Raw genomic sequence first — 26,021 nt, 5'->3', positions numbered from 1 at the left:
CCCCTCGAACGCGCGGAGCGCGGCCGGGAGTTTCGCGATGCGCCGGTGACCACGTCTAAAACCGACCGACTACGACGGTTTCGGGCGTCGGGAACGCGACCGAACATGTTGCCGCTAAGCGCATAGGGCGTCCCGGCGGTACGCTCGCCCATGCGACTCACGAGAAAGACGATAGCGAAGGTGATCGTCGCGGCGTTCCTGTTGAACCTCGCCGTGATGGGCGCCGGGGCGTGGTTCGCGTACCAGGAGGCGCCGCCGATACCCGACGAGGTCGTCGGGCCCGACGGCGAGACGGTCGTCACGGCGGCCGAGGTCCAGGACGGCAAGGCGGCGTTCCAGCAGTACGGGCTGATGAACCACGGGTCGATCCTCGGCAACGGGGCGTACTACGGCGAGGACTACACCGCCGAGACGCTGGAGTTGAAGACGGAGTACATGCGCGAATACTACGCCGACGCCGAGTACGGCGCGGCGTACGAGTCGCTCGATGCCGGGGAGCGGTCGCGGGTCGACGCGCTCGTGCGCGAGGAACTGGACGCGTCGCACGACGGCGGCGACGTGGTGGAGTACTCCGCGGCGGAGCTGTACGCCCACGAGCGGGTGCGCGAGACGTACGTCGAGCGCTATCACGAGGGCGACCACGACCGCGGCGTCCCCGTCGGGATGATCGAGTCCGCGGAGGGGGCGGAGGACTTCGCCGACTTCGCGCTGTGGACCGCGTGGTTCTCGCACACCGACCGCCCGAACGCCGACCACTCGTACACCAACGAGTGGCCGTACGCGCCCGGCGCCGGCAACGACGCCACCGGGTCGGCGATGATCTGGAGCGTCATCGCCATGGTGCTGCTCGTCGGCGCCGCGGGCGCGGCGATCCTGCTGTACAAGTCGGTGAAGCTGCCGGAGCCGACCGCGGAGGGGATCTCGGTCCCCGAGCCGGGCGACGTGAGCGTCTTCCCGAGCCAGCGCGCCGCCCTCCGGTTCATCCCCATCGCGGCGGGGCTGTTCCTCGCGCAGGTACTCCTGGGCGGCCTGCTCGCGCACTTCTACATCGAGCGGGCCGGCTTCTTCGGGATCGAACGGATCTTCGGGGTCCACATCCTCCAGTTGCTCCCCTTCTCCATCGCGAAGACGTGGCACATCGACCTCGGAATCTTATGGATCGCGTCGACGTGGCTCGGCGCCGGGCTGTTCCTCCCGCCGCTGCTCACCGGCCACGAGCCGAAGCGACAGGGGACGTACGTGAGCGTCCTGCTCGGCGCGCTCGTCGTCGTCGTGGTCGGCGGCATGGGCGGCATCTGGCTCGGCGCGAACGGCTACCTCCCGGGCGAACTCTGGTGGCTGCTCGGCAACGAGGGGCTCGAATACCTCGAGGTCGGGAAGGTGTGGCAGGTCGGCCTGCTCGCCGGGTTCGTCCTCTGGGCGGTCCTCGCGATCCGCGGACTCAAGCCGCTCTTAGACCGCGAGCCGATCTACGGGCTCGCGCACATGATCCTCTACGCGGGCGGGTCGATCACCCTGCTGTTCGTCGCCGGCTTCATGTTCACGCCGTCGACCAACATCGCCGTCACGGAGTTCTGGCGCTGGTGGGTCGTCCACATGTGGGTCGAGGGGGCCTTCGAGTTCTTCATCGTCGCCATCATCGGGCTCACCCTCGTCTCGATGAACCTGCTATCGCGCCGCAGCGCGGAGAAGGCGGTCATGCTCCAGGCGCTCTTGGTGATGGGCACCGGCGTCATCGGCGTCTCGCACCACTACTGGTGGATCGGAATGCCCGACTACTGGGTGCCGATCGGCAGCGTCTTCTCGACGCTGGAGCTGCTGCCTTTGATCTTCATCCTCTACGAGGCCATCGGGCAGTACCGCGCGATGAGCGAGACCGGCTTCCCGTACAAACTGCCGTTCATGTTCATCGTCGCCAGCGGGGTCTGGAACTTCGTCGGGGCCGGCGTCCTCGGCTTCTTCATCAACCTCCCGCTGATCAACTACTACGAGCACGGCACCTACCTCACGGTCGGGCACGCGCACGCCGCGATGTTCGGCGCGTTCGGGTTCCTCGCGCTCGGCATGGTGACGTACATGCTCCAGCTGTCGATCGACCCCGACCGCTGGGACGCCTCGTGGCTCCGCGCGTCGTTCTGGTGCTGGAACGTCGGGCTCGCGCTGATGGTGTTCGTCTCCGTGCTGCCCGTCGGCTTCCTCCAGCTCGACGTCGCGTTCACCGAGAGCTACGCCGCGGCCCGCAGCCTCGGCTTCTACGAGCGCGACATCGTCCAGACGCTGTTCTGGGCGCGGCTCCTCGGCGACACGCTGATCATCGCCGGGACGGCCATCTACGTCGCCGACCTGATCCGCAAGCGGTTCGTCCTCCGCGCGTCGGAGGACGACCCCGCGGTCGAGGACATGGCGGTCGCGGAGGGGATCGTCGGCGACGACGACTGAGGGCACCTAACCGGCGGTCCTCAGTCGCGGAGCCGGTCGGACCGCTCCGACCACCCGGTCGCGTCCGTCGCGAGGTCGCGGACCTCCCGGCGGATCCCGGCGTAGTTGTCGACGATGTCCTGCGTGGTGACGATCCCCTCGGGCGTCACGCCGTCGACGACGACGAGCTTCTTGACGCCCTCCGAGCGCATGCGCTCGGTCGCGCTCCGGAGGGTCGCGCTCGGCCGAACGGTGACGAGCGGGGCGCTCGCGGCCTCCCGAACCGGGATCGAAGACAGGGGGTCGTCGGTGACGTACCCGGCGTGGAGGACGTCGCTTTCGGTGAGGATCCCGGCGGGCGTCCCGCCGTCCGTGACGACGACGCTGCCGATCCGGTTGCGGAGCATCGACTCCGTGGCGTCCCGGACCGTGGCGCCGACGTCACAGGTCACGAGGTCCGTCGTCATCACTTCCTCGACCAGCATGGGTAGCGGTACCGCGGCGGGGTACTTGTAGGTGACTGGGGCGGCCGCCCCGAGGGTCATCGCGCGAGCGGCCGCGTCTCTGTCCATTCGTCAGTAGTGCCAGGGGTAGTCGCGGAACTGCGGCTCGCGGCCCTCCAGGAAGGCGTCGCGGCCCTCCTGCGCCTCTTCGGTCATATAGGCGAGCCGCGTCGCCTCGCCCGCGAACACCTGCTGGCCGACCATGCCGTCGTCGGCCATGTTGAACGCGTACTTCAGCATCCGCATCGCGGTCGGCGACTTCCGGGTCATCTCGTCGGCCCACTCTACGGCCACGTCCTCCAGCTCCTCGTGCGGGACGACCTCGTTGACCATCCCCATGTCCGCGGCCTCCTCGGCGGAGTAGGTCTTGCCTCGGAAGAACACCTCTCGGGCCTTCTTTTGCCCGATCTGCTTCGCGAGGTACGCGGAGCCGAACCCGCCGTCGAACGATCCCACGTCGGGGTCGGTCTGGAGGAACTGCGCGTGCTCCGCGCTGGCGAGGGTCATGTCGCAGACGACGTGCAGCGAGTGGCCCCCGCCGACCGCCCAGCCGGGGACGACCGCGACCACGGGCTTCGGCATGAATCGGATCAGCCGCTGGACTTCGAGGATGTGGAGCCGGCCCGCGCGCGCCTCCCGGACGAGGTCGTCGTCGTCGTCGCCCGCCTCGTCGTCGTCGCGGTACTCGTAGCCGGAGCCGCCCCGGACGGACTGGTCGCCGCCGGAACAGAACGCCCAGCCGCCGTCCTTCTCGGAGGGGCCGTTCCCGGTGAGGAGGACGGTGCCCACGTCGGCCTGCTTGCGGGCGTGGTCGAGCGCGGCGTACAGCTCGTCGACCGTCCCGGGCCGGAAGGCGTTGCGGACCGCGGGGCGGTCGAAGGCGATCCGGACCGCGGGGACGTCGACGGCGTGGTGGTAGGTGATGTCGTCGAACTCGTCGGTGACGGGCTCCCACGCGTCGGGATCGAATATCTCCGAGACCATGCGAGCCCGTACGTCCGGGGCGCTCATAAACGGCGCCGAATCGGAAGGAGAAGGGTCCGTCAGAGAGGCGATTCCTCGCGCGCCGCGTCGACGACGGGGAGCCGCTGCCAGGGTCTGGGACGGACGCCGGGACCGCGGCCCGTCCGTCGGGACGTGTCAGTCGTTCTGCGCGTACGCACCCTTCGGGTGCCCTTTGTGCTGGAGGTTGCGGTTGTCGCGCTCCCGCGTCGCGGTCGCGGGGATCACCTCGCGGCTCGGGTCGAGCTCGGACCGCGGCATCCCCGTGTACCCGTGGTCCGGGTGCTCGGAGCAGTGCGCCATCGCGTCGTGCGAGCCCTCCCACGGGCCCTCGTCACAGCCGTCCGCCGTACAGACGAACACTATCTCCTCTGACATGCTATCCGGAGGTATCGGAGCGGTGTATAAAAACCTCGCACCGAAATTATCAGAATTGATTCGGCGAAGGGGCGGCGAGCTCGACCGACCGGCGAGCCAGTCAGTCGCTGACGGCGGGCACGCCGAACAGCTCGACGTTCGTCCCGTCGTGCCGGCAGTCTTCGAGGGCGTGCTTGGCCGCGAAGCCGGCCTCGTGAGCGGAGGCCCCCCGGCCCACGCCGACCTGGAGCTCGATGTCGACGTCGTCCTCGACGTGGGCGACCGCCGACGAGAACGCCGACTCGGGGAGGTCGGGGCAGACCGCGACGACGTTGTCGCCGCCGACGAAGAAGGAGAGCGCGCCGTGCGCCTCGCGGAGGTGGCGCATCAGCGAGCCGTACGCCCGTTCGATGTTGATGAACGTGTCGAACTCGTTGAGCCGGTCGGTGTACTTGCCGGTCGCGTTGATCACGTCGAAGTGCGCGACCTGGAGGTCGGACCGGTTCGTCTCCGAGAGGTACTCGCCGGCGAGCACCTCGGTCCGGCTCTCGTCCTGGGCGCTGCCCGCGGTCTGGAGCCGTCGGTTCGCCGCCTCGAGCGCGTCGACGGGGCGCTCGGCGACGGCGGTTCCGAGGCTCACGGTGACCGGGTAGCGGTTGCCGATCGACTCCTGGAGCGTCGCGTGGGCGGCGCCGTCGACCCCGTTGGTCACGGCGATCATGTTGTCGAAGCGAGTGAAGAAGACGTAGGCGTCGCGGTGCCCGAGGAACTGGGCGACGTCGGCGTAGAGCCGCGACTGGAGCGTCTGGAGATCCATCTCGCGACGGGGCTCCGGCGTCGTCGTCCACGGCCCGTAGTTGTCGATCTGGACGAGGGTCACCTGGGTCGTCGTCACAGTGACCACCGATATGGAACGCGGCCGCTTTACCCTTCCGTTATCCCGAAGGTGGGACCGGTACCGAGTTCGTGATCTCTGCGGCGGGTGGCTGGGAGGCACCGCTGATCCGGGCGCAACCCCTACGGCCGTGGCGCTCCCACTCCCGACATGGAATTCAGCGGCGCCGTCGTCGACGTCGACGGCACGGTCGTGCGCGGCGACGATCCGATCCCGGGCGCCCCGACGGGGTACCGCCGGCTCCGGGAGGCGGGGGTCGAGACGCTGTTCGTCTCGAACAACCCGACGAAGGCGCCCCCGGCGTACGTCGACCGCCTCGGCGCGGCGGGGTACGACGTGGGCGCCGACCGGGTGTTCACCGCCGGCAGCGTGACCACGCGGTACCTCCGAGAGCGCCACGCCGACGACGACCTCCTCTGTATCGGCGAGTCGGGGCTGCTCGACCAGTTCGCGGCCGCCGGCCTCTCGACGACCGACTCGGTCGAGGCCGCCGACGCCCTAGTCGCCTCCATCGACCGCGAGTTCGACTACGACGACCTCTGTACCGCGCTGTGGGCCTTGGAGCGCGACATCCCGTTCATCGGCACCGACCCCGACGTGGTTATCCCGGCGCCCGAGCGCGACGTGCCCGGCTCCGGGGCCGTGATCAACGCGATAGCGGGCGTCGCGGAGCGCGAGCCCGACGCCGTCCTCGGCAAGCCCTCCGACACCGCCATCGAGATGGTCCGCGAGCGACTCCCGTATCCGCCCGAGGAGTGTCTCGTCGTCGGCGACCGGCTCGACACGGACATCGCGCTCGGCGAGCGCGCCGGGATGACGTCCGTCCTCGTCCGGTCGGGCGTCACCGACGAGGCCGCCCTCGCGGCCTCGGACATCGACCCGGACCACGTGATCGACCACCTCGGAGAGATCGACCGCGTACTCGGCTGAGCGCCGCGTCGCGGAGGGCGATAACGTTCACCGCGTGGGAAACAGTTATGTACCGGCGAGCGTACCGCTCGCATATGGGAGTGGTTGACTCACACGAGGACCGGACCGCCGACGACGAGGAGGACCCCGAGGAGTCCGTCCGCGTGCTGGAGGGACACGCGGTCCAGTTCAACGAGTACCGGTACTGAGCGCGGCGTCGGGCGGGAGGCGGCGCCGAGCGACCGCCCGACGGCTGTCGGGACCGTTAAGTGGTCGTCGGGGGTAGCCGATGGTGTGATACGGAGGCTCCGACGCGCGAGTATCTTCGCCGCGGTGGCCGCCATTGCGGTCCTCGCACCGGCGCTCGACACCGCCGCCGCCGTCCCCTTCTTCGCCGTCGCCGGCGCGGCCTTCTTCGGCGTCCGCGACGGCGAGTGGTTCGAGACGCTCGCGCTGCCCGGCGACCGCGAGGCGGAGCGGCTCTACGGGCTCGTCTCCTTCGCGCTCGCCGGCGCGGGCCTCGCGCTGTTCGCGTCGCTGCCGCGCGCCCCGCTGCCGTACGAGGCGTTCGCGGCCGCGACGCTCGCGGTCGGCGTCGGCCGCCTCGGACGGACGGTCGTCTCACGGCGGACGACCGACGAGTTCCCGCTCGTCGCCGGCTACGTCGTCGCCGGAACGGCCGCCGCCCTCGTCGGGCAGGCGGGGGTGCGGCTCCAGACCGGCGCCCCCGTCGACGGCGCGACGGTCCCCCTCCTCGTCTTCCTCGCGGCGGCGGCCGCGCTCACGGCGGCGCTGGTCCGGTCGCTCGTGTTCTCCCGCGACGCACACATCACGACGATCCTCGTCGCGTTCGTGACGTGGGGGTTCCTCGCGCTGGAGCCGACCGTCGGCGTCGCGCTCATCCTCGTCGCCCTCCCGGTGACCGGCGCGCTCGGCTACGTCTCGTTCGCCATCGGCACCGCCTCGGTGGCGGGGATGCTCACCGGCGTCGTCTCGGCGTTGCTCGCGGCCGTCCTCGGCGGCGTGGGATGGTTCGCGACGCTGATGGCCTTCTACGCTATCGGCGGCCTCGCCTCGAAGTACCGGTTCGACGAGAAGGCCGCCCGGGGCGTCGCTCAGGAGAACGAGGGCGCCCGCGGCACCGGCAACGTGCTGGCGAACTCCGCGGTCGCGCTCGCGGCGGTGGTGGGCTACGCGGCCGCGCCGCACCTCGCTGTCCCGGCCGCGCCGCTCGGCTTCGCCTTCGCGGGCGCGACGGCGACCGCGATGGCCGACACGCTCTCCTCTGAGATCGGCGGCCTCTTCGACGGCCCGCGGCTGGTGACGACGCTCCGCCGCGTCGAGCCCGGCACCGACGGCGCGATCACCTGGCAGGGCGAGCTGGCGGGCCTCGCCGGCGCGCTGCTCGTCGGCCTCCTCGCCGCCGCCGGGGCGCCGGTCCTCGACCCGGTGACCCCGGGCGGGGTCGCGGCGGGCGGCGCGGTCGTCGCGGCGGGCGTCGCCGGCATGACCGTCGACAGCCTCCTCGGCGCCCTGATAGAGGGCGACCGGATCGGGAACCAGACCGTGAACTTCCTCGCGACGCTGGCCGGCGCGGCCGTCGCCGTCGCGCTCTGGGGGGTCGCGTGAGATGGCGGGCGAGAACGCCGCCGGCCCCGACCGAGACGAGCGCGGCGGCGACGACGCGGCCGCTGCCGACGACGGCGACCGCGACGGCCCGGACCCGAGGGTTCGGCCGGGGCGGACCGCGGACGCCGACCGGATCCGCGAGCTCCAGTCGCACCTTCGGCAGCCGAGCCCGGACCTGCTGGAGTACGGGCTGGCGGTCGGCGCCGCCCGGGTGACCGTCGCGGACGGGCGCGTCGTCGGCTACCTGCTCCCGGTCGACGCGCCGAACCGGCCCGGCGTCCACCTCGCCGAGCTCGTCGTCGCGCCCGGGTTCCGCCGGGAGGGGCGCGCCCGCGGGCTCCTGCGGGCGGCGATAGCGGACGCCGACGGGCCGGTGACGCTCCAGGCGCACCCGGACAACGACGCCGCGCTCGCGCTGTACGACTCGCTCGGCTTCGAGGTCATCGAGCGGCGGCCGGACGCGTACGCCGACGGCGACGCGCTCGTGCTGCGGCGGAGATAGCGCCCCGACCGCCGGACGACGGCCTCCGCGCGGTGACCGCAGGCACAAGGACTATTCGAGCGCCACGCCTCCGGACGGACATGAGTGACGCCGACGCGGAGGCCGAGCCGATCGACGTCGACTTCGGCGAGGACGGGCTGGTGCCGGCGGTCGCCCAGGACGCCGACTCCGGCGAGGTGCTGATGCTCGCGTACGTCTCGCCCGAGGCGCTGGCGCGCACCCGCGAGACCGGCGAGGCCCACTACTACTCCCGGTCCCGCGAGGAGCTGTGGCACAAGGGAGCCACCTCCGGCCACACCCAGTCGGTCCGGGAGGTCCGGGTCGACTGCGACGCGGACGCCCTGCTGTACCTCGTTGACCAGGCGGGCGGCGCCTGCCACACCGGCCACCGGTCGTGCTTCCACCGGACGATAGACGGCGAGCACGTCGGCGAGCGCGTCTTCGACCCGGACGAGGTGTACTGACCGATGTCCGAGAGCGCCGGCGGGACCGCGGGACGGGCCGAGGGCGAGGGGGACGACCCGGTCGCCGAGGCGGGCGAGGCGGCCGCGCGCCTCCGCGAGCGCTACGACGAACTGCGTCGGATCGAGTCGCGGATCGACGGTTACGGCCGCGAGCGCGTCGAGGCGGCGGCCGACGCGTACCGGCACGCGCACCGGATCCTCGACCGGTTCGAGGAGGACGCGGTCGGCTCCGGCGACTTCGAGTCGTACGTCCGGTTCCGCGGCGAGTTCGACGACGCGGTCGACGTCGACGACGACCTCCCGGCCGCGGCGGCGTTCGACGCCGCCGACGAGGCGGTCGACAAGCGCCGGCTCTCCGAGGAGGACTTCGCGGCCGCCCGCGAGGCGCTGGAGCCGGCCGGGGAGTTCGTCGACCTCCTCGAGGCGTACGACGACGCGGTCGACGACTACCGGGCGGCCCGGAAGGCGGCCCGCGAGGCCCGCAAGCGCCTCGACGCGCGGCTCGACGGGCTCCGCGAGGTCGCCGAGATGGCCGACGCCGACCTCGACGCGGACCTCGACCGCGTCCGCGAGCCGATCGAGGCGTACGACGAGGCGGTCCGGGCGGCGTTCGAGGAGTTCTTCAAGTCGGCGTCGGCCCGCGAGGTGTTCGACTTCCTCGACCGCGCCGACGGGACGCCCTTCGTCGACGTCGACGTGCCGCCGACGGACCTCGCGGAGTACGTCGAGACGCACGCGGCCGGCGAGGAGCCGCCCGCGACGCTGCTGGAGTACGCCGACTACACGAACTCCAAGCTGGAGCACTACGTCGACGACCCGGGCGCGCTCCGCACCGCGGTCGCGGTCCACCGGACGTACCTAGAACGGCTCGACGGCGAGCCGCTGACGCTCGACTGGCCGCCGAAGTCCGGCGACGAGCTGGCCTACGAGATCGACGAGCTGGTCCCGCTCGTCGGACGGATCGCGGACGACGAGGCGGTCGCGACCCTGCGCTCCGTCCGGGAGCTGGCGCGGAGCGACGAGTACGAGCGGCTCCGCCGCGCGGCCGAGGTTCGACACGAACTCGACGACGAGGACCTGGCGCTGATCGAGGAGGGGGAGGCCGAGGCGCGGCTCGCCGAGGCCGAGCGGACGCTGTCGACCGTCGAGGACGTGCTGGCGGAGACGGAGCGAGAGTGACCGGGGACGGGCGGAGTCTCCCGCGGCCGCGGAGTGCGGATTTTTAAGCCCCGTCGCGGCCGAGCGTGGGTATGACCAGATTCGACGCCGCGGGCGAGGACGAGCGGCTGAGGCTGTTCGCCGACGCCGCGGCCGCGCACCGCGCGCGCTCCGGCGACGTGATGACCGTCGACGTCGACCCCGCCAGCGACGACACCGAGGGCGGCGAGGTGCCGCCGTGGATCCAGCTCGTGGGGACCGAGCTCATCATGGACTGTACCGACGAGGAGCTAGAGCGCCTGAAGGACCTGCTCTCGGAGTTCCCCGAGTTCCGGATCGACGAGCTCGTCAGCCCCGAGGAGGCCGAGGGGACGAACGCCGTCGTCACCGCGCGCTCGGACGCGAACCGCGTCGCGGGGTTCGTCGAGCGCGCGTTCCGCGAGGTGTACGAGCTCGACGCCGAGTACCGGGCGTGGGTGACGGCGATCTGAGGGCGTAGGTGACGGCGATCTGAGGGCGACGGTTCCGGCTCCCCCTCGCCGCTCCGCGCGTCACTTCGCGAAGTAGCTCGTGAAGAAGCCCGAGAGGAACGAGCTGATCGCGACCGCGACGAGGAGGTCAGCCGTGCTGTGGTCGCCGTCGCCGGCGGTGAGCCAGGTGACGATGACGCCGATGCCGAGCGAGATTACGCCGTTCGCGGTGTCTTCTTTGAGTCCCATACCAGACGTTGACCGCGGAGCGACAAAACCGATGCGGCGGTGGTCGGCAGGCTCGGTCCGCGCGGACCGAGCGGTCGCTCCCGTCAGTGGAACCCGCGGTCCACGTCGTCGTCTTCGATCAGGTCGTCGAGCTCGCTGGTGAGCAGCTCCTCGGCCTGCTCGAAGGTGTCGGAGAGCTCGTCGAGCTCGTCCGGGCGGCCGTCGAACTCGTACTCCATCGGGCCGAACGCGGGCGACTCGACGGCCTCCATCACGTCCTCGAAGAGGTGGTCGGGGTCGGTCGGCGCCTCCGCGTGGACCCGCAGCGTCTCCGTGAGCCGGGTCGCCATCTCCTCGGCGTGCTCCTCGTCCTCCGGGGCCGACCGAACGGCGAACCGCCCGTCGCTGTCGGCGTCCGGGAGGAGCGGGTCGAGCTCGTCGTCGACGCTGCGGGCGACCTGCGCGCCGACGCCGCGGAGGTCGCGGGGGTTCTTGGCGTACGTCTTCAGGTGGTAGAGGCCGACGCTCGGGTGGCCGAAGTAGAGGTCCTCGCCGAGGCCGCCGCGGCGGGTGCCGGCGACCGCGCGCCAGCCGTCGGGGTCGGTCGAGTCGCTCGCGACGTCCGCGAGGATGTCGTCCCAGTCTCGTACGCGCATGCTGGTGGATGCGTGGGGGTCGCGAGCGCAAGAGCGTGTCGGTGCGGGGCGAACGCGGGGGCGACGGCGAGCAGAGGAGCGCCGGCCGCGACGACCGCGCTCACCGACAGCGTTTTTCGGTGCCGCCGCCGAGCGGGGACGTGAACGTTCGGGGGCCGATCGTCTCCGTCGGGGAGGCGCGGACGGTGTCGACGTCGCACGGCGAGCGCGACCTCCGCGAGGTGCGGGTCCGGCCCGACCGCGGCGCGGGCGACCCGGTCGACGTGACGCTGTGGGGGAAGTGGACGGAGACGGCCGAGCACGCGGAGCCGGGGATGGAGCTGCTCGTCACCGACGCGGAGGAGGACGAGTACCGCGGCGAGACGGGGTACGCCACGACCGGCGAGTCGTGGGTCGTCCTCCAGCCCGACTTCCTCGTCGACGTGACGGGGATCCGGTCGTGGGTCCAGTGCCCGCGGATGTACTACCTGAACAAGCTCTCCGGGATCCCGCTCAACTACCCGGTGGTCAAGGGGACCATCGTCCACGAGGTGTTCGGCGACCTGCTCCGCGGGGTGGAGCTGGAGGCGTCCGTCGAGGACCGCGTCGCGGAGGCGGGGCTCGAACTCGGCCTCCTCGGCTACGAGACCGAGGAGGTCGAAGAGGAGGTGCGCCGCAACGCCGCCGCGATCGAGGGGTGGCTCGCGCAGGGGACGCTCTCCGACGACGACACGTGGCGCTCGGAGTTCAGCCTCATCTCGCCCACCTTCGGGCTGAAGGGGCGGGCGGACGCGCTCCGGCGCGGCACGCCCGTCGAGCTGAAGACGGGGAAGAACACCAAGCGGGAGCCGCGCTTCCACGACAAGGTCCAGGCGGCCTGCTACGCGCTCATGCTCGACGAGCGGGGTGTCGACCCGGACATCGGGACGCTGCTGTACACGAAGAACACCGCCCTCGACCGCAGCGAGGCGTCGGGCGACCTCGCGCCCGCCAAGGAGTTCACGGTCGGGCGCGGCTTCCTTGAGTTCGTCGTGCGCGAGCGCAACGCCCTCGCCGCGATGGAGTGGCGCGCGCTCAACGACCCCGGCGAGCGCCCGACGGTGCCGACGGGGTACGAGGCGGACGCGACGTGCAGCTACTGCTTCGAGCAGGACGCCTGTATGGTGGTCTCCGGCCGGCTCGACCAGGAGTCGAAGGCGGGGCAGATCGGGACGCCGGTCCCCGACGCGGAGCGCGACTACTTCGACCGCTTCTACGTCGCCTTAGCGGAGGAGCGCCGCGAGACCCACGCGGAGTACCGGAAGCTGTGGGAGCAGAGCCCCGAAGAACGCGCCGCGGACGACCGCGCGCTGATCGGCCTCGAACCGGTCGCGCGGACGGAGATCGACGACGCCCGCTGGGCGCTCCGCGCCCGGAAGCCCGGCGACGCCGTCTCGAAGCTCCGCGAGGGCGACGTGGCGCTCGCGAGCGACGGCGACCCCGTCTCCGGCCACGCGGAGCTCGGCCGCATCACCGAACTCGGGAAAGACGAGGTCGTCGTCGAGACGGACGAACCGGTCGAGCTGCGCCGGCTCGATGTCTACCCCTCCGAGATCTCCGTCGACCGGTCGCTCACCGCGCTCCACGACGCGGTCCTGAAGGGCGACCCGGAACGCAAGGACGTGCTGTTCGGCCGCCGCGAGCCCGGGTTCCGGGAGCCGAGCGAACGGCCGCCGGGCAGCCCCGGGACCGACGACCCGGACGCGCCCGACGCGTACATCGGCAACAACGCGGCCCAGAACGAGGCGGTCGAGCTCGCGGTCGACGCCGAGGACCTGGCGCTGATCCACGGCCCGCCGGGCACCGGGAAGACGTACACCATCGCGCGGACGATACGCGCCCTCGTCGCGGAGGGGAACCGCGTGCTGCTCTCCGCGTTCACGAACCGCGCGGTCGACAACGCGCTGGCGGCGCTCCGCGACCAGGGGTTCGACGACGTGCTCAGGGTGGGCACGGAGACGGGGGTCCGGGGCGACATGCAGGACGTGCGGCTGGTCCAGCGCGGCGAGCCGAACGCGAAGGCGGCAGAGCTGCGGGACGCCCCGGTCGTCGCCGCCACCACCGCGGCCTGCGGCTCCCGGGTCATGCGCGAGTGCGAGTTCGACGTGGCGCTCGTCGACGAGGCCTCCCAGCTCACGGAGCCGGGCACCCACGCCGCGATCACCCTCGCGGACCGGTTCGTCCTCGTCGGCGACCACGAGCAACTCCCGCCGGTCGTCCGCGCGGAGAACGACCTCAAGACCTCCCTCTTCCAGCGCCTCATCGAGACGTACCCGGACGCGAGCGTCATGCTCGACCGCCAGTACCGGATGAGCCAGCGCATCCAGGCGTTCGCCTCCGCGGAGTTCTACGACGGCGCGCTCCGGCCCGCCACGCCCGAGGTCGCCGGGCAGACGCTCGCGGACCTCGGCGTCGACCCCGACGCGCTCGCGCCCGACCTGACCGGCGGCGTGGGGTTCGTCGACCCGGACGGCGAGCGCGACGGCAACCGGAACGTCCGCGAGGCCGAGCGCGTCGCCGCGGTCGTCGACGCCTACGTCGCCGCCGGCGTCGACCCCGACGACGTCGGCGTGATCGCGCCGTTCCGCGCGCAGGTCGCCGAGATCGGTCGCCGGGCCGACGTGACGGTCGACACCGTCGACCGCTTCCAGGGCTCCTCGAAGGAAGTCATCCTCGTCTCCTTCGTCGCGACCGGCGACCTGGACGGGCCCATCTTCGAGGACCACCGCCGCGTCAACGTGGCCCTCACTCGGGCGAAAAAGCAGCTGACGATCGTCGGCGACGCGGACGCGCTCGCCTCCGACCCCTTCTACGGACGCATGCTCGACTGGGCGCGGCGGTGACGGGAGGTATTCAGTTCCCGTCCGCGTCCGACGCCGACTCGGCCACGATTCCCGGCTCCTTGCTCGCGATAACGACGATCCGATCGGTGAGGTCCTCGACGGCGTTGGCGAGTTCGTCCAGCAGGATCGCGAGCCCGCGGTAGACGAGGGGCTGATCGATCGTCTCGTCGGCGAACGCGGTCTCGATCGCGTCGTTACGGAGGTCGTCGCACTCGCTTTCCAAGCCGCGGATCGCCTCGATTCCGTCGGCCAACGTCTCCGTTCCGTCGGCGCGCGTGAGCCCCCTGACGAACCCCTCGACCACGTCGCCGAGGACCGCGACCATCTCGGCGATCCGGTCCGCCATCTCGCGCATGTCGGCGAACGGCTCGACGCTCGCGTCGGGGCGCATCATCGCCACCTCCTGAGCGATCCGTTCGGTGTGGTTCGCGACCACGTCCAGCTCGTTGTAGAAGTCGAGCAGGGCGGACTCGTTGAAGTTGATCCGCGTGTTCAACAGTCCGATGTCGTCCGGCCCCGCATCCGTGATGAGCGCCCGAACGTCGCGGACGAGGTCGTCGCACTCGCTTTCGACGGCGGCTATCTCGTCGACAGTGTCCCGGTAGGCACCCTCGTCGGCGTACTCGTCGAGGACGCGCGGCAGGAGGACGACGCAGTCGTCGATCCGGTCGAGGTACGCCGCGGTCTGGGTCTCCAACCGCTCCCCGAAGTCGGCCTCGGTGGGCATGTCTCCATCCACGCGCGTCGGCGATAAAGAGGTTCCCTCGCGTCCGATCGATGGTGACGGTCCGCCCCCCGCTTCCCGGCGATCCCCCTGACGTTACAGGCCCTCGGCCGCGTCGAGCGCGGCCTCGACGCCGGGCGCGTCGAACCACTCGCGGCCGGTGTAGGCGTTCGCCCCGGCCGCGTACAGGTCGGAGACCGCCTCGACGACCGCGGGAGGGAGTGGGTCGGGAGACTCGTCGCAGAGCTCGCGCCAGTCGTCCGTCTCGCGGCCCGCCACCGACTCCTTCGCTTCCTTCACGGCCGCGACCCAGTCTGGGTCGTTCGCCTTGTACCACTGGCGGACGACCTCCTTCGAGATCCCGCGGCCGCCGTAGGAGAACCGGTTCTCGTCGAAGGTGCCGACCACGTCGGCGACGCGCAGCTCGCCGTCGACGGAGAGGCACTCGATCTTGCCGTCCTCGTGCACGAAGCCCGCCGCCTCGGCGCGGTCGGTGACGACGCGGTTCACGTCGCGCGCGAGCGATTCGAGGGCCTCGACGTCGGCGACGCCCGCGACCTCGTCGGCCTGCGCGCGGGTCAGGTAGCGGTCCTGCTGCTCGTACTTCGTCGAGAACTCCACGACGGGCTCCGGGAGGTCGACCGGCTCGTCCGGCCACTCGCCGTCGGCGCCGGCGAGGTCGTCGAGGCCGAAGTCGGCGGGCTCCCTGCGGCGCCGCAGGCTGGACCCGACGGGGACGCGATTGCGGAAGACCACTTCGAGCGGGACGAGGTAGTTCTCTCCGCCCGCGGCGTGGAAGGCGTCGTAGTCGTAGCCGGCGTGGGGGCCCTCGTACGGGAGGTCGGGCACCTGCGTCAGGTCGATGGCCATCTCCGTCGGCGGGGCGGTCGCCTCGTCGAGCGGGACGACGCGACCGGAGTCGGGGTCCGCGACCCCTCGGTAGTGGGTCGGGACCCCCTCGCGCTCCAGCAGCTCGAAGTTGAACGCGCCCATCGCGCAGAGGCTCGCGCCCTTGTGCGGAATCGCGTCGGGCATCTGCCCCCAGTCGAACACCGAGTAGGCGTCCGTGAAGACGAACCGACCGCGGCCGAGTCCGTCGGCGGTCGCCGGCTCGTCGACGCGGAACTCCTTGACGCTCGTCATGGCGCATACCGCGACCGCCTCCCACAAGAAGGTTCCAGTTACGTGGTCACCTCGACCCGTTTTACCTCGTTTCGATCCACGTCTGCGGATCGGACCGAGCGCGACGAGGCTCGTCGCCGGCGCGCTCGCATCGAAAGCGACACCCCGCTCGCCCGCCCAGCCCGTGGCATGAACGATGCGCGCGAGGTCGTCGTCCTCCGGTACGGCCACCGGCCGGGGCGCGACGACCGCATGACGACGCACGTCGGGCTCACGGCGCGGGCGCTCGGCGCCGACCGGGTGGTCCTCCCCGACAACGCGGGGCAGTCCGCGGAGACGGTCCGCGACATCACCGACCGGTTCGGCGGGCCGTTCGCGGTCGAACTCCGCGACGACCAGAAGGCGATCGTCCGCGACTTCGAGGGCGTGGTCGTCCACCTGACGATGTACGGCGAGCGCGTCCAGGACGTGGAGGCGGCGGTCCGGGAGGCGGTCGGCCTCGACGAGCCAGCGGTGGTGGGGGAGGCGTCGCCGCCGCGCGACCTCCTCGTCGTCGTCGGCGGCGAGAAGGTGCCGTGGGCGCTGTACGAGCGCGCCGACTTCAACGTGGGCGTGACGAACCAGCCGCACTCCGAGGTCGCCGGGCTCGCGGTGTTCCTCGACCGGCTGTTCGGAGGCGCTGAGCTCGACCGCGAGTGGGCGGACGCCGACCGCCGCGTGGTGCCGGAGGCGACCGGGAAGACGGTGGTCGACGCCGACCGGGACTCGGCGGACGCGAGCGCCGACGCGGCCGGCGAGAGCGCCGAGGACGGCGACCGCGACTGAGTCGGCGCTCCGCTACTCGTCGGCGTCGTCCCGCTCGGAGCGGCGCAGGTCCTCCTCGACGACCTCCGGCGTGCCGCTCAAGATGTCGCGGAGCCCGGTCACCGTCGAGGTCGACGACGACGCCCCCGGGATCCCGGACCACGAGACGCAGGTGTTGGAGGCGGGCGAGACCTCGCTGACCCACGCCGACCGCCTCGGCATCCGGCTCGTGTACTGGGTCGTGGCCGAGGCGGGCGGCGGGTTCGACGTCGAGACCGGCGAGGACGGGACGACGGTCCGGCTCCGGGTCCCGGCGCGGCCCTGAGTCGGGCCGGGACCGGCAGGCCCCTCTTACAGCGTCCGCTTCGAGCGGAGCCGCGCGAGCCGCGTCCGCGCCTCCTGCCGGCTCGTCCCGCGGACGCGGCCCGTCTCGGCGTCGGCCATGGAGACGAGCGAGAGGCGGTCGAGGAGCGGCGGCCAGTCGCCGGCGCCCGCGGCGTCGCCGGCGAACGCGACGGCGTTGCCGAGCCCCTCGCGCTCCGCGGCGCCGGCGCGCGCGACCAGCGCGTCCGCGGCGCGGCGCCCGCCGGCGACGGCGAACCGGTCGCCGACCGTCGCCGGGATCCACGCCGGGAGCAGCAGCAGCCAGCAGAGCGCGCCGGCGGCGGCGTACGCCCACGACGGGACGCGCTCGCGGTCCGGCTCGTACCCGTGGATCCGGTTGACGCGCCGGTCCGCGGCGGTGCGGTCCCCCCGGCGCCCGACGAGCAGCGTCGCGAGCAGCGCCGCGGTCTCGACGGCCGCCAGCGCCGGGAGCGTCGCGGTCGCGAGCAGCGCCTGCCGCGTCCGGAGCCTGACGAGCGCGTGGCGCAGCGCGGCGTCCCGGTCGGCCTTCGGGAGGGCGAGCAGCCGCGTCGAGACCACCAGTCGGGACCCGCGGTGGCCGTCCGCGACGGCGACGTTCGCGGCGTCGGCGCGGACCGCGGTCACCTCGGGCGGGTCGACGCCGACCTCGGCCGCGAGCGACGCGACGCGGTCGGCGACGAAGTCGGCGCGGCGCTCGTCGAGGTCGGCGTCGGGGAGCCGCGCGATCCGCCTGTCGACGAGGACCGGACCGAGCAGCGCGGACGCGGCCGGTCCGACGACGGCCGCGGCGAGCAGGCCGCCGGCCGCGCCGAACGGGAGCGCGCCGAGCCCGCCGGGGCCGAGCAGCGCGGCGAGCGCGGCCAGCGGGACCGCCGCCAACACCGTCGGGACGGCGAGGAGCGCGAGGGCGCCGAGCGCGCGTCGCCCCCGTCCGTCCACCGAGTCAGCCATACGGGCGAGTGTGAGTCACGGCCCCTAAAGCTCTGCCGGACCGGCGGGTCGGTCGGCGGCGGACCGGACGCCGCTCGGCGGGGCGGATCGGGAGCGTCGCGACCGCGCCTTTCGGAGGTTTTAACCGGATTCCACCACCAGTTTCCCGTAATGGCTTTTGAGGATCTACTGAACGACCCCGTCATCCAGAAGTACCTCCACGAGCTGGTGGGGCCGACGGGGATGCCGGTCGCGGCCGCGCCGCCCGACGGCGAGGTCACCGACGAGGAGCTGGCCGAGGAGCTCGGCTTGGAGCTCAACGACGTGCGGCGCGCGCTGTTCATCCTGTACGAGAACGACCTCGCGACGTACCGGCGCGTCCGCGACGAGGACTCCGGGTGGCTCACGTACCTCTGGACGTTCCACTACGACAACATCCCGGAGAACCTCCAGGAGGAGATGTACCGGCTGCTCGAGGCCTTAGAGGAGCGCGAGGAGTACGAGCGCACCCACGAGTTCTACCTCTGTGAGGTGTGTTCGATCCGCTTCGAGTTCGGCGAGGCGATGGACTTCGGCTTCGAGTGCCCCGAGTGCGGCTCCCCCCTCGACGCGATGGACAACGACCGGCTCCGCGACGCGATGGACCAGCGCATCGACGAGCTCCGCAACGAGCTCAACGTGGACGTGACCGGCTGATGGTCGTCCTCGCAACCAAGTGCTACGTCGAGGGCGACGCTCGCGACCGCGCGCTCGACGGGATGAACTCGCTCGTGGCGAACGACCTCGGCGAGCTCGACGTCGACTGGCAGGTGGGCGTGCGCGACGACGACTTCGTCCAGGTCGACGTGACCGGCGAGGACGCGCCGGTCGCGCGCAACGTCCTCGCGGAGACGTGGGGCGAGATAGTCGCCCACGACGGCGGACTCGACGCCGGCGAGGAGTACGTCGGCACCCTCGAGTCGTGGGACGACGTTGGGGTCACCCTCGACGCCGGGGTCGACGTGTTCGTGCCCGCCGACGAGCTCGGCCTCGGCGTCGGCTCGCCGGAGCAGGTCGTCGAGCGCTTCGGCCTCGTCCAGCACCTACCCCTGCGGTTCGTCTACGGGGGCGACGCCGGCGACCCGGACGCGGAGCCGTCCCGGCTGGCCGACGCCGAGCGCGACCGCCTGTACGACTGGCGGCGCGGCGACGGCCGGGTGAACGTCAACTCGGCGACGCGCGGCGAGACGCGCGCGACGGTGAACCGCGCGGGCCACGCGCAGGACATCGTCACCGTCGAGCGGCTCGGACTGCTGGAACAGAGCATCGTCTGCGGCGAAGGGACCGACCCGCCGGGGCTGCTGGCCGCCATCGGCTCGTACCTCCCGGCCGAGATGCGCTGTGTGGTCTAACCGGAGGTAACACGTGAACAGACGCTTCGCGCTCGCGGCGGCGGCGGTCGCCCTCCTCGCGGTCAGCGCCGGCTGCCTCGGCTACGCGACCGGCGGCGGCGAGGTGACGAACGAGACGCTGGACGCCGAGCCGCCCCGCGAGTACGACTTCGACACGGACCGCGACGCCGCGTTCGAGCTCTCGACCGACGCGCGCTACACCGTCGTGTACGCGGTCGGCGACAGGGAGGAGATCCGGCTGTACGAGCAGACCCCGTACGCGGGCGACCAGCCGCTCGAGTTCGAGGCGTTCCGGTACCGGTACCCCGACGGCGAGGTGATCACGGGCAGCGAGTTCCGCGCCCGCGGCGGCGAGATAGAGCGGACGACCGACGAGACGTGGATCCGCTTCGCGGACGACATGAGCGGCGGCCGGGTGGCGTTCTCGGGCGCCGGGTCGCCGCGCCGGTTCACCATGCGCGCGTACGTCGAGGGGTCGTACGCCGTGACGCTCCCGCCGGGCTTCACCACCGAGTTCCCGGTCGTCGGCCACGTGTCGCCGCGCGACCACGCGGTCGAGACGGTCGGCGACCGCGACCGGATCGTCTGGGAGGAGGTGTCCCGCGGCTCGATCGTCGTCCAGTCGTACCGCGAGGGGGACCTGCTGGTGTTCGGCGTCATCCTCCTCGTGGGCGTGATCGCCGCGGCGGCGGGGACGCTCTACTTCAGGCGACAGCTGGAGGCGCTCCGCCAGCGCCGCCGCGACCTCGGCTTGGGCGTCTACGACGACGAGGACGACGACGGCTGGCTCTGACGCTCGCGTCGCGTCGAGCGCCGTCCGGTCGCCCCCGCCGCGGTCCTTTTCTACCGCGCGCCGCTTGGACTGGGTATGAACGCCGCCGTCGTCACCGTCGGGGACGAGCTCCTCGTCGGGGACACCGAGAACACGAACGCGACCTGGCTCTGCGACCGGCTCGACGCGCGAGGCGTCGCCGTCCGACGGGTGACAGTCGTGCCGGACGAGGTGAGCGAGATCGCGCGCGTCGTGAACGAGTACCACGCCGAGTACGACGCGGTGATCGTCACCGGCGGCCTCGGGCCGACGCACGACGACGTGACGATGGAGGCGGTCGCGGCCGCGTTCGGCCGCGACCTCGCGGCGAACGAGGAGGCGGCCGCGTGGCTCGCCGAGCGGGGGTACAGCGGCAGCGACCTCGCGGCGGAGACGACGCACCTCCCGGCGGACTGCCGCCCGCTGCCGAACGAGGCGGGGGTCGCGCCGGGTGCCGTCGTCGAGTCCGTCTACGTCCTCCCCGGGGTGCCCGGCGAGATGAAGGCGATGTTCGAGCGGGTCGAAGCGGAGTTCGCGGGGACGCTCACCCACGTGCTCACGGTCGACGTGGAAGAGCCGGAGAGCGAGCTGCTCGACCGGTTCGCGTCGCTGCGCGAGCGGTTCGACGTGCGCGTCGGCTCTTACCCGGGCGAGGTCGTGACAGTGAAGATCACCGCCGAGAGCGAGGGGGAGGCCGAGCGAGCGGCGGCGTGGATCCGCGAGCACGCGGACGCGGTCGAGGAGCGGTCCGCCTGAGCGGCCGAGAAGCGATCGGCAGGAGCGGTCGGTGCGACGGGAGGACGGCCGGCGAAGGGGCGGCCTAGCGGTACAGGTACGCGACCCACACGGCGACGAGCGCGAGGCTCGCGAGCAGGACCACGCCCGCGGTCGCGCTGATCGGCAACGGCTCCGTCACGGCGGCTTCGAGGATCATGTCTCGCGGTTGTTCTGGGGGCGTCTTAAGTATTGATTCTCCGAGGGAGTCCGTCGGCGCGGGACCGAGGACGGTCCCGAAACTGCGTCACAGGGGTTCGAAAACGGGACCGGAAGGCGTGGGCGTGTGGCAGCTACCGAGGGAGGGATCCAGTCCCGGTGAGACGAGCGGCTGACGTCGCCGATGGCGGGCTCGTTCCATCGGCGTCTGCTGTGATGAGCGGACGCCTGTTGGTTCCCGTGTCCGCGTGTTGAGGGGCTTTATGAACCGTTCGAGTGAGTCACCGGGGGCGGACGCCCGCGCGCCGCGGCCGGACGCGGCTCGCTTAAGAGGCCGGCGCGGTGAACGTCGGGCATGCACGTGGGGATCGCGGTGAATCCTGTCGCCGGCATGGGCGGCCGCGTCGGGCTGAAGGGCACCGACGGGAAGGTGGTGGAGGCGGTCGAGCGTGGCGCGGAACGGCGCGCGCCCGAGCGAGCGCGCCGCGCGCTGGACCGGCTGGCCGCGGTCGCGCCCGACGCCGTCGTGTCGGTGGCCGCGGACCCGATGGGCGAGTCCGTCGTCCGCGCGGCCGGCTTCGAGCCGGCGCGGGTCGTCGACCCCTTCGAGGGCGACGCGCCGGGACCGACCGACACGACCGCGGCGCACACGGCCGCCGTCGTGCGGGCGTTCGCCGGGCTCGACGGGGACGACGCGGCCGACGGCGACGGGCCCGCCGACCCCGTCGACCTCGTCTTGTTCGTCGGCGGCGACGGCACGGCCGCGGACGTCGCTGGCGCGCTGGAGGGGACCGACGTGCCGATGCTCGGCGTCCCCGCCGGCGTGAAGGTGTACTCGTCGGTGTTCGCGGTCTCGCCGGAGGACGCCGCCGAGGTGGCCGCCTCGTTCTCGCGGACGGAGCGCCGCGAGGTGATGGACATCGACGAGGACGCCTACCGGGAGGGGGAGGTGAGCCCGACGCTGCGCGGCGTCGCGCATGTCCCCGTCGCCGAGGACCTCCAGTCGTCGAAACAGACCGCGAGCGGGACCGTCGAGTCGCTGGCGGAGGGCGTCGCGGCGGACATTCGCGAGCGCGACGGGGAGGGCGTCACCTTCGTCCTCGGGCCGGGGTCGACCGTGGGCGCGATCAAGGACGAACTGGGGTTCGAGCCGTCGCCGATCGGCGTCGACGTGTGGCGCGACGGCGAGGTGATCGCCCGCGACGCGACGGAGACAGAGATCCTCGACGCGCTCGGCGAGGAGAACGTCATCGTCGTCTCCCCCATCGGCGGCCAGGGGTTCGTCTTCGGCCGCGGCAACCCCCAGATATCGCCGGCCGTGATCCGGCGTTGCGACCTCCGAATCGTCGCGTCGCGGGCGAAGCTGGACGACGTGCGCGCGCTGCGCGTCGACACCGACGACCCCGACCTCGACGACGGGCTCGCGGGCTGGGTCCGCGTCCGCGTCGGGAAGTTCGAGACGCGGATGATGAAGATCGTCTGAGGCGGGGGCCGCCGCCCGGCCGCCGCTCGGCCACCGCTCATCCCTCGCGCCGCTCCCGGGCGCGGCGACTGACAGTCCTTTTGTCGCTCGCCGCGCCGGGAAGCGTATGGGACGCGAGAAGGAGCGGATGCTCGCCGGCGAGGCCTACGACCCGTCGGCCCCCGAACTGGTCGCCGACCGGCGGCGGGCGCAGGAGCGCTGCCGCCGGTACAACGCCACGGCCCCGACGGAGACCGACCGCCGCGAGCGGCTGCTCGGGGAGCTGTTCGGCGAGGTGCGCGGCGACGCGACCGTCGTCCCGCCGTTCCGCTGCGACTACGGGTACAACGTCGGCGTCGGCGACGGCTTCTTCGCGAACTACGGCTGCGTCTTCCTCGACGTGGCGCCGGTCGCGTTCGGCGAGAACTGCCTGCTCGGTCCGGGCGTCCACGCGTACACCGCGACCCACCCGATCGACCCCGACGAGCGGGCGGCCGGGCTGGAGTTCGGCGACCCCGTCGCGGTCGGCGACGACGTCTGGATCGGCGGGCGAGCGGTGATCACGCCGGGGGTCGAGATCGGCGACGGCGCGGTCGTCGCCGCGGGCGCCGTCGTGGTCGACGACGTGCCGGCACGGACGGTGGTGGGCGGGAATCCGGCCGAGGAGATCCGCGAGATCGGCGGCGGGTGATCCGTTACAGGGAGTCGAGCGCGTCGGCCACGGCGGGCGCGGCGCTGACGACGCTACAGCCCCGCTCGACGGTGTCGCTGCCGACGATCCGGTCGACGCCGGCGGCGCGGAGCTTCGTCACCGCGTTGGCCGCGAGGACCGGGTGGACGCAGGCCGTCAGCACGCGCGCGGCGCCGCGGTCGGTGAGGACGGCGACCGACTCGCTCATCGTCGACCCGGTCGCGATGATGTCGTCGACGACGACCACGTCCCGGTCGGCGACGGGGGCGTCGGAGGGCGACACCGCGACGGCGCCCGTCTCGCGGTCGCGGCGCTTCTCGAAGTAGTCCGTCTCGCCGGCGCCGTAGGCGTTGCGGACGGTGGCGGCCACGTCGATCGCTCCCTCGTCGGGCGCGAGGAACAGGGGGTCGCCGAGGTCGGCCGGGAGCGGCGCCGCGAGGACGCCCGCGGCGTCGACCGCCTCGACCGGGACCTCGAAGAAGTCGGCGACGGTCGCCTCGTGGGGGTTGACGAGGACGACGCGGTCGGTCCCGGTAGAGATCGCGCGGGCCATCGCGCGGGCCGAGACCGGCTCCCCGTCGCCGAACGAGGCGTCCTGTCGGGCGTAGCCCATGTAGGGGACGACGGTGGTCACGTCCGTCGCGCCGGCCTCGCGGACGGCGTCCTGGAGCTGGAGCAGTTCGACCCACGCCTCGTCTGAGTCGGTCGCGGCGACGATCAGGGCCTCGTCGGCGTCGAAGTCGGGCACCGCGGCGAGCCCCTCTCCGTCCGGGAACCGGTCGTATGTCGGGGTCGCGAGCGCCCGGTCCGTCTCCGCCGCGAGCGCGGCCGCGAGCTGCTGCGAGCTGGATCCGGGTACGATCATGGGCGACCGTTTTCCGGACACCGGTAAACCAGTTTCCTTACCGCGCGGCGGCTGCGGGGCCCGCGGCCGCGGAACCGCAACGGCGCCGCCGCGCGCCACGCGAGCGCGACCCACACCGCCCCCACAGGGGCGGATATTTACGGGCGCGGCGGGTACGAGCGCCCAATGAGCGACACCGAAGCCGGCGCGCGCGTCGGGCTCCCCTGCCCGTCGTGTTCGCCCGCCGAGCCGACCGTCCACGAGGTCCTGAGCCCGGGCGGGCAGGCCACCGTCCGCTGTACCGAGTGCGACCATACCCACAAAGCCGAGATTCCGGAGGAGGAGACCGTCTCCGTGACCATCGTCGTCTCGCAGGACGGCGACTCGTTCACGACGGCGATGGACGTGCCCGCCGAGGGCGACGTGGCCACCGGCGAGGAGTTCGTCGTCGACACCGACGACGCGCTGATGCAGGTGCGGATCACTGGGATCGAGCTCGGCCCCGAGAACCGCGTCGAGGAGGCCGACATCACCGACGTGGAGACGCTGTGGACCCGGGCAGTCGACAACGTCGCGGTCCCGGTCACGCTCCACCCGAAGGACGGCGACGCGGACCAGACGCGCTCGCTCCGGGTGAACGTCCCCGGCGACTACGAGTTCACCGTCGGCGAGACGACGGAGTTCGGCGACGAGGAGTTCACCGTCGAGGGGCTCCAGATCCGCGAGGACGCCCCCGAGTACCGCCACGAGAAGCTCGACCACACCGGCGACCTCGCCTACGCGAAGGACCTCAAGCGGGTGTACGCCCGCGACGAGACGCTCACCGCGTGGTCGGCCTGGTAGGGCGGCCCGGTGGCGCGACGCGCTCGGCGCGGTCCGCCCGCCCCGTCCGCCCCGTCCGGCGATCCTCACACCAACATAAACAATTATGAAGAATACGCCCCTTGTCGGATCCGTGCCACCCGTAGTACACGACTGACGCACGCTCGACGGCGGGGACGACGACCGGTCCCGGCGGTCCGAGCACGCGCGAGGCGACGCAGACCGAACCGGCGACCGACCGATCGGGTCCATCGACCAGTCCGACTGAAGGCGGCGCGACCACCGACACCGAGGATCTCCCGACCGCCGCCGAGGCGGTCGCGAACGCGGCGGCGACGTTCGACCCGTCCGACACGCGGCGGATCGCGAACGGCACCGACCGCTGGAACGAGTACGCCGGCTCGTCGCACTGACGGCGCGGCCGGATCCTTTTATTCGACGGCGCGACTACCGACGAGCGGCCGATGACGAACCACCGCTCCGAGCCGGACTCGGCACCCGGCGACGACGAGCCCTATGAGTACCGAGGCCGACTTTCGATCACAGCGTGCCGAGACGGCCAGCGACGCCTGCGAATCGCGTCTGTCGCCCGCTGAGAGGACGGCGTCGTCCGAGCGACCCCGCAGTCCCGCCGCGTCTCGAGGTGACATCGACCGCTCCGGCCCACGCGCGGAGACGTCGTCCGCTCTGGACTGTCGCACCGGGCGGTTTGACGGCTCCCGCTCGCTGAAGAACGGTCGAGGCAATCGTTTTCAGGCCGCCGCGTGATTCCGAGTTCATGGACCACCGCTGTCCCGATTGCGCCGTGACGATGGAAGAGGTCGAGTTCAGCATGGGCGACGCCTGGAACGCGCACGTCAAGACCGGCGAGAAGCGGTCCGGGCTGCTCGGGAAGCTCGGCATGAACGAACGCAAGGAACTGACGACGGTGATGTGTCCCGAGTGCGGGCTGGTCCGGCACTACGCCGAGTTCGACGAGTGACGCGCCGGCGCGACCGGTCGCGGCGAGACGCCTCTGAGCCGCCCGATCTGGGCCGTAGACACCGGATAGATCCGGTCGGTGCTTTAT

27 protein-coding genes and 1 pseudogene are annotated in these 26,021 nt (G+C 72.1%); 18 read left to right on the top strand and 10 right to left on the bottom strand.

Features of this window, described 5'->3' with window-relative positions:
• Positions 1 to 150 precede the first annotated feature (150 nt).
• Positions 151 to 2,439: a nitric-oxide reductase large subunit gene (locus EXE50_RS13300; RefSeq protein ID WP_137705294.1), complete on the top strand. Its 2,289-nt coding sequence runs from the start codon at positions 151 to 153 to the stop codon at positions 2,437 to 2,439.
• Positions 2,440 to 2,459: 20 nt separating this feature from the next.
• On the opposite strand, the gene EXE50_RS13295 is transcribed toward EXE50_RS13300, so the two are convergent.
• The 4 genes from EXE50_RS13295 to EXE50_RS13280 form a co-directional block, all read right to left on the bottom strand.
• Positions 2,460 to 2,903, bottom strand: a complete 444-nt coding sequence (locus EXE50_RS13295; RefSeq protein WP_053770866.1) for a CBS domain-containing protein — start codon at positions 2,901 to 2,903, stop codon at positions 2,460 to 2,462.
• Positions 2,904 to 2,993: 90 nt separating this feature from the next.
• Entirely contained in the window at positions 2,994 to 3,905 is a 912-nt protein-coding gene (locus EXE50_RS13290; RefSeq protein WP_137705293.1) for a 1,4-dihydroxy-2-naphthoyl-CoA synthase, read from the bottom strand.
• A 156-nt stretch (positions 3,906 to 4,061) separates the two neighbouring features.
• A complete protein-coding gene (locus EXE50_RS13285; RefSeq protein WP_053770864.1) occupies positions 4,062 to 4,301 on the bottom strand; it encodes a hypothetical protein in 240 nt (79 codons plus the stop codon).
• Between the two features lie 100 nt (positions 4,302 to 4,401).
• On the bottom strand, positions 4,402 to 5,175 hold the full coding sequence (locus tag EXE50_RS13280) for a GTP cyclohydrolase III (RefSeq protein ID WP_053770863.1): 774 nt from the start codon (positions 5,173 to 5,175) through the stop codon (positions 4,402 to 4,404).
• A 150-nt stretch (positions 5,176 to 5,325) separates the two neighbouring features.
• On the opposite strand from EXE50_RS13280, the gene EXE50_RS13275 reads away from it, so the two are divergent.
• The 6 genes from EXE50_RS13275 (at position 5,326) to EXE50_RS13250 (ending at position 10,328) form a co-directional block, all read left to right on the top strand.
• On the top strand, positions 5,326 to 6,105 hold the full coding sequence (locus EXE50_RS13275; RefSeq protein ID WP_137705292.1) for an HAD-IIA family hydrolase: 780 nt from the start codon (positions 5,326 to 5,328) through the stop codon (positions 6,103 to 6,105).
• A gap of 273 nt (positions 6,106 to 6,378) precedes the next feature.
• On the top strand, positions 6,379 to 7,713 hold the full coding sequence (locus EXE50_RS13270) for a DUF92 domain-containing protein (RefSeq protein WP_053770861.1): 1,335 nt from the start codon (positions 6,379 to 6,381) through the stop codon (positions 7,711 to 7,713).
• A gap of 1 nt (position 7,714) precedes the next feature.
• Positions 7,715 to 8,215, top strand: coding sequence for an N-acetyltransferase (locus EXE50_RS13265; RefSeq protein ID WP_241982683.1), 501 nt, complete (start codon positions 7,715 to 7,717; stop codon positions 8,213 to 8,215).
• Between the two features lie 80 nt (positions 8,216 to 8,295).
• The gene (gene hisI, locus EXE50_RS13260) at positions 8,296 to 8,679 is read left to right on the top strand and encodes a phosphoribosyl-AMP cyclohydrolase (RefSeq protein ID WP_053770859.1); all 384 of its coding nucleotides are present in this window, start codon (positions 8,296 to 8,298) and stop codon (positions 8,677 to 8,679) included.
• A 3-nt stretch (positions 8,680 to 8,682) separates the two neighbouring features.
• The gene (locus EXE50_RS13255; protein ID WP_053770858.1) at positions 8,683 to 9,858 is read left to right on the top strand and encodes a hypothetical protein; all 1,176 of its coding nucleotides are present in this window, start codon (positions 8,683 to 8,685) and stop codon (positions 9,856 to 9,858) included.
• A gap of 71 nt (positions 9,859 to 9,929) precedes the next feature.
• A complete protein-coding gene (locus EXE50_RS13250; RefSeq protein ID WP_053770857.1) occupies positions 9,930 to 10,328 on the top strand; it encodes a hypothetical protein in 399 nt (132 codons plus the stop codon).
• A gap of 60 nt (positions 10,329 to 10,388) precedes the next feature.
• On the opposite strand, the gene EXE50_RS17500 is transcribed toward EXE50_RS13250, so the two are convergent.
• Positions 10,389 to 10,556, bottom strand: coding sequence for a hypothetical protein (locus EXE50_RS17500; RefSeq protein ID WP_167551891.1), 168 nt, complete (start codon positions 10,554 to 10,556; stop codon positions 10,389 to 10,391).
• A gap of 83 nt (positions 10,557 to 10,639) precedes the next feature.
• On the bottom strand, positions 10,640 to 11,191 hold the full coding sequence (locus EXE50_RS13245; protein WP_053770856.1) for a hypothetical protein: 552 nt from the start codon (positions 11,189 to 11,191) through the stop codon (positions 10,640 to 10,642).
• 140 nt (positions 11,192 to 11,331) lie between these two features.
• On the opposite strand from EXE50_RS13245, the gene EXE50_RS13240 reads away from it, so the two are divergent.
• A complete protein-coding gene (locus EXE50_RS13240) occupies positions 11,332 to 14,052 on the top strand; it encodes an AAA domain-containing protein (RefSeq protein ID WP_137705291.1) in 2,721 nt (906 codons plus the stop codon).
• A 10-nt stretch (positions 14,053 to 14,062) separates the two neighbouring features.
• Here EXE50_RS13240 and EXE50_RS13235 read toward each other — a convergent pair whose 3' ends face one another.
• Complete coding sequence (locus EXE50_RS13235) at positions 14,063 to 14,779, bottom strand: DUF47 domain-containing protein (RefSeq protein ID WP_053770854.1); 717 nt, start codon at positions 14,777 to 14,779, stop codon at positions 14,063 to 14,065.
• A gap of 93 nt (positions 14,780 to 14,872) precedes the next feature.
• Positions 14,873 to 15,919, bottom strand: coding sequence for a phosphoribosylaminoimidazolesuccinocarboxamide synthase (locus EXE50_RS13230; protein ID WP_053770853.1), 1,047 nt, complete (start codon positions 15,917 to 15,919; stop codon positions 14,873 to 14,875).
• Positions 15,920 to 16,087: 168 nt separating this feature from the next.
• Here EXE50_RS13230 and EXE50_RS13225 point away from each other — a divergent pair, with 168 nt between their 5' ends.
• Both EXE50_RS13225 and EXE50_RS13220 read left to right on the top strand, forming a co-directional pair.
• On the top strand, positions 16,088 to 16,723 hold the full coding sequence (locus EXE50_RS13225) for a tRNA (cytidine(56)-2'-O)-methyltransferase (protein ID WP_137705290.1): 636 nt from the start codon (positions 16,088 to 16,090) through the stop codon (positions 16,721 to 16,723).
• Positions 16,724 to 16,820: 97 nt separating this feature from the next.
• A pseudogene (locus EXE50_RS13220) lies at positions 16,821 to 17,027 on the top strand (PAS domain-containing sensor histidine kinase); the annotation flags it as partial.
• Between the two features lie 26 nt (positions 17,028 to 17,053).
• On the opposite strand, the gene EXE50_RS13215 reads toward EXE50_RS13220, so the two are convergent.
• Complete coding sequence (locus EXE50_RS13215; protein ID WP_053770850.1) at positions 17,054 to 18,019, bottom strand: hypothetical protein; 966 nt, start codon at positions 18,017 to 18,019, stop codon at positions 17,054 to 17,056.
• Positions 18,020 to 18,169: 150 nt separating this feature from the next.
• Between EXE50_RS13215 and EXE50_RS13210 the strand changes: the two genes are divergently transcribed.
• The 6 genes from EXE50_RS13210 (at position 18,170) to EXE50_RS13185 (ending at position 23,286) form a co-directional block, all read left to right on the top strand.
• The gene (locus EXE50_RS13210) at positions 18,170 to 18,694 is read left to right on the top strand and encodes a transcription factor (RefSeq protein WP_053770849.1); all 525 of its coding nucleotides are present in this window, start codon (positions 18,170 to 18,172) and stop codon (positions 18,692 to 18,694) included.
• Complete coding sequence (locus EXE50_RS13205) at positions 18,694 to 19,389, top strand: DUF2110 family protein (protein WP_121599824.1); 696 nt, start codon at positions 18,694 to 18,696, stop codon at positions 19,387 to 19,389. Before EXE50_RS13210 ends, EXE50_RS13205 begins: the two co-directional genes overlap by 1 nt.
• Positions 19,390 to 19,402: 13 nt before the next feature.
• The gene (locus EXE50_RS13200; RefSeq protein WP_121599825.1) at positions 19,403 to 20,182 is read left to right on the top strand and encodes a DUF5803 family protein; all 780 of its coding nucleotides are present in this window, start codon (positions 19,403 to 19,405) and stop codon (positions 20,180 to 20,182) included.
• A gap of 75 nt (positions 20,183 to 20,257) precedes the next feature.
• Positions 20,258 to 20,956, top strand: coding sequence for a molybdopterin-binding protein (locus tag EXE50_RS13195; protein ID WP_137705289.1), 699 nt, complete (start codon positions 20,258 to 20,260; stop codon positions 20,954 to 20,956).
• A gap of 532 nt (positions 20,957 to 21,488) precedes the next feature.
• Positions 21,489 to 22,616: an ATP-NAD kinase family protein gene (locus EXE50_RS13190; protein ID WP_053770845.1), complete on the top strand. Its 1,128-nt coding sequence runs from the start codon at positions 21,489 to 21,491 to the stop codon at positions 22,614 to 22,616.
• 106 nt (positions 22,617 to 22,722) lie between these two features.
• A complete protein-coding gene (locus EXE50_RS13185) occupies positions 22,723 to 23,286 on the top strand; it encodes a maltose acetyltransferase domain-containing protein (protein ID WP_053770844.1) in 564 nt (187 codons plus the stop codon).
• Positions 23,287 to 23,290: 4 nt separating this feature from the next.
• Here EXE50_RS13185 and prs read toward each other — a convergent pair whose 3' ends face one another.
• Positions 23,291 to 24,151 carry a ribose-phosphate diphosphokinase gene (prs, locus tag EXE50_RS13180; RefSeq protein WP_137705288.1) on the bottom strand — a complete coding sequence of 287 codons (861 nt, stop codon included), beginning with the start codon at positions 24,149 to 24,151 and terminating at the stop codon, positions 23,291 to 23,293.
• Positions 24,152 to 24,316: 165 nt separating this feature from the next.
• On the opposite strand from prs, the gene EXE50_RS13175 reads away from it, so the two are divergent.
• Positions 24,317 to 24,973 carry an HVO_0476 family zinc finger protein gene (locus EXE50_RS13175; protein WP_137705287.1) on the top strand — a complete coding sequence of 219 codons (657 nt, stop codon included), beginning with the start codon at positions 24,317 to 24,319 and terminating at the stop codon, positions 24,971 to 24,973.
• A gap of 757 nt (positions 24,974 to 25,730) precedes the next feature.
• A complete protein-coding gene (locus EXE50_RS13170) occupies positions 25,731 to 25,934 on the top strand; it encodes a hypothetical protein (protein ID WP_053770841.1) in 204 nt (67 codons plus the stop codon).
• Positions 25,935 to 26,021: the final 87 nt, after the last annotated feature.

This window comes from Halorubrum sp. ARQ200 (assembly GCF_005435115.1).
GTDB lineage: Archaea > Halobacteriota > Halobacteria > Halobacteriales > Haloferacaceae > Halorubrum > Halorubrum tropicale.
This window is presented reverse-complemented; position numbering and strand designations above follow the sequence as displayed.

Excerpts from the sequence above, each read along its gene's own strand:
- EXE50_RS13195 (WP_137705289.1), top strand. The coding sequence starts at position 20,258 with ATGAACGCCGCCGTCGTCACCGTCGGGGACGAGCTCCTCGTCGGGGAC.
- EXE50_RS13225 (WP_137705290.1), top strand. The coding sequence starts at position 16,088 with ATGAACGATGCGCGCGAGGTCGTCGTCCTCCGGTACGGCCACCGGCCG.
- EXE50_RS13285 (WP_053770864.1), bottom strand. The coding sequence starts at position 4,301 with ATGTCAGAGGAGATAGTGTTCGTCTGTACGGCGGACGGCTGTGACGAG.
- EXE50_RS13230 (WP_053770853.1), bottom strand. The coding sequence starts at position 15,919 with ATGACGAGCGTCAAGGAGTTCCGCGTCGACGAGCCGGCGACCGCCGAC.
- EXE50_RS13190 (WP_053770845.1), top strand. The coding sequence starts at position 21,489 with ATGCACGTGGGGATCGCGGTGAATCCTGTCGCCGGCATGGGCGGCCGC.
- EXE50_RS17500 (WP_167551891.1), bottom strand. The coding sequence starts at position 10,556 with ATGGGACTCAAAGAAGACACCGCGAACGGCGTAATCTCGCTCGGCATC.
- hisI (WP_053770859.1), top strand. The coding sequence starts at position 8,296 with ATGAGTGACGCCGACGCGGAGGCCGAGCCGATCGACGTCGACTTCGGC.
- EXE50_RS13210 (WP_053770849.1), top strand. The coding sequence starts at position 18,170 with ATGGCTTTTGAGGATCTACTGAACGACCCCGTCATCCAGAAGTACCTC.
- EXE50_RS13295 (WP_053770866.1), bottom strand. The coding sequence starts at position 2,903 with ATGCTGGTCGAGGAAGTGATGACGACGGACCTCGTGACCTGTGACGTC.
- EXE50_RS13290 (WP_137705293.1), bottom strand. The coding sequence starts at position 3,905 with ATGGTCTCGGAGATATTCGATCCCGACGCGTGGGAGCCCGTCACCGAC.
- EXE50_RS13185 (WP_053770844.1), top strand. The coding sequence starts at position 22,723 with ATGGGACGCGAGAAGGAGCGGATGCTCGCCGGCGAGGCCTACGACCCG.
- EXE50_RS13255 (WP_053770858.1), top strand. The coding sequence starts at position 8,683 with ATGTCCGAGAGCGCCGGCGGGACCGCGGGACGGGCCGAGGGCGAGGGG.
- prs (WP_137705288.1), bottom strand. The coding sequence starts at position 24,151 with ATGATCGTACCCGGATCCAGCTCGCAGCAGCTCGCGGCCGCGCTCGCG.
- EXE50_RS13265 (WP_241982683.1), top strand. The coding sequence starts at position 7,715 with ATGGCGGGCGAGAACGCCGCCGGCCCCGACCGAGACGAGCGCGGCGGC.
- EXE50_RS13205 (WP_121599824.1), top strand. The coding sequence starts at position 18,694 with ATGGTCGTCCTCGCAACCAAGTGCTACGTCGAGGGCGACGCTCGCGAC.
- EXE50_RS13175 (WP_137705287.1), top strand. The coding sequence starts at position 24,317 with ATGAGCGACACCGAAGCCGGCGCGCGCGTCGGGCTCCCCTGCCCGTCG.
- EXE50_RS13250 (WP_053770857.1), top strand. The coding sequence starts at position 9,930 with ATGACCAGATTCGACGCCGCGGGCGAGGACGAGCGGCTGAGGCTGTTC.
- EXE50_RS13275 (WP_137705292.1), top strand. The coding sequence starts at position 5,326 with ATGGAATTCAGCGGCGCCGTCGTCGACGTCGACGGCACGGTCGTGCGC.
- EXE50_RS13170 (WP_053770841.1), top strand. The coding sequence starts at position 25,731 with ATGGACCACCGCTGTCCCGATTGCGCCGTGACGATGGAAGAGGTCGAG.
- EXE50_RS13300 (WP_137705294.1), top strand. The coding sequence starts at position 151 with ATGCGACTCACGAGAAAGACGATAGCGAAGGTGATCGTCGCGGCGTTC.
- EXE50_RS13215 (WP_053770850.1), bottom strand. The coding sequence starts at position 18,019 with ATGGCTGACTCGGTGGACGGACGGGGGCGACGCGCGCTCGGCGCCCTC.
- EXE50_RS13245 (WP_053770856.1), bottom strand. The coding sequence starts at position 11,191 with ATGCGCGTACGAGACTGGGACGACATCCTCGCGGACGTCGCGAGCGAC.
- EXE50_RS13235 (WP_053770854.1), bottom strand. The coding sequence starts at position 14,779 with ATGCCCACCGAGGCCGACTTCGGGGAGCGGTTGGAGACCCAGACCGCG.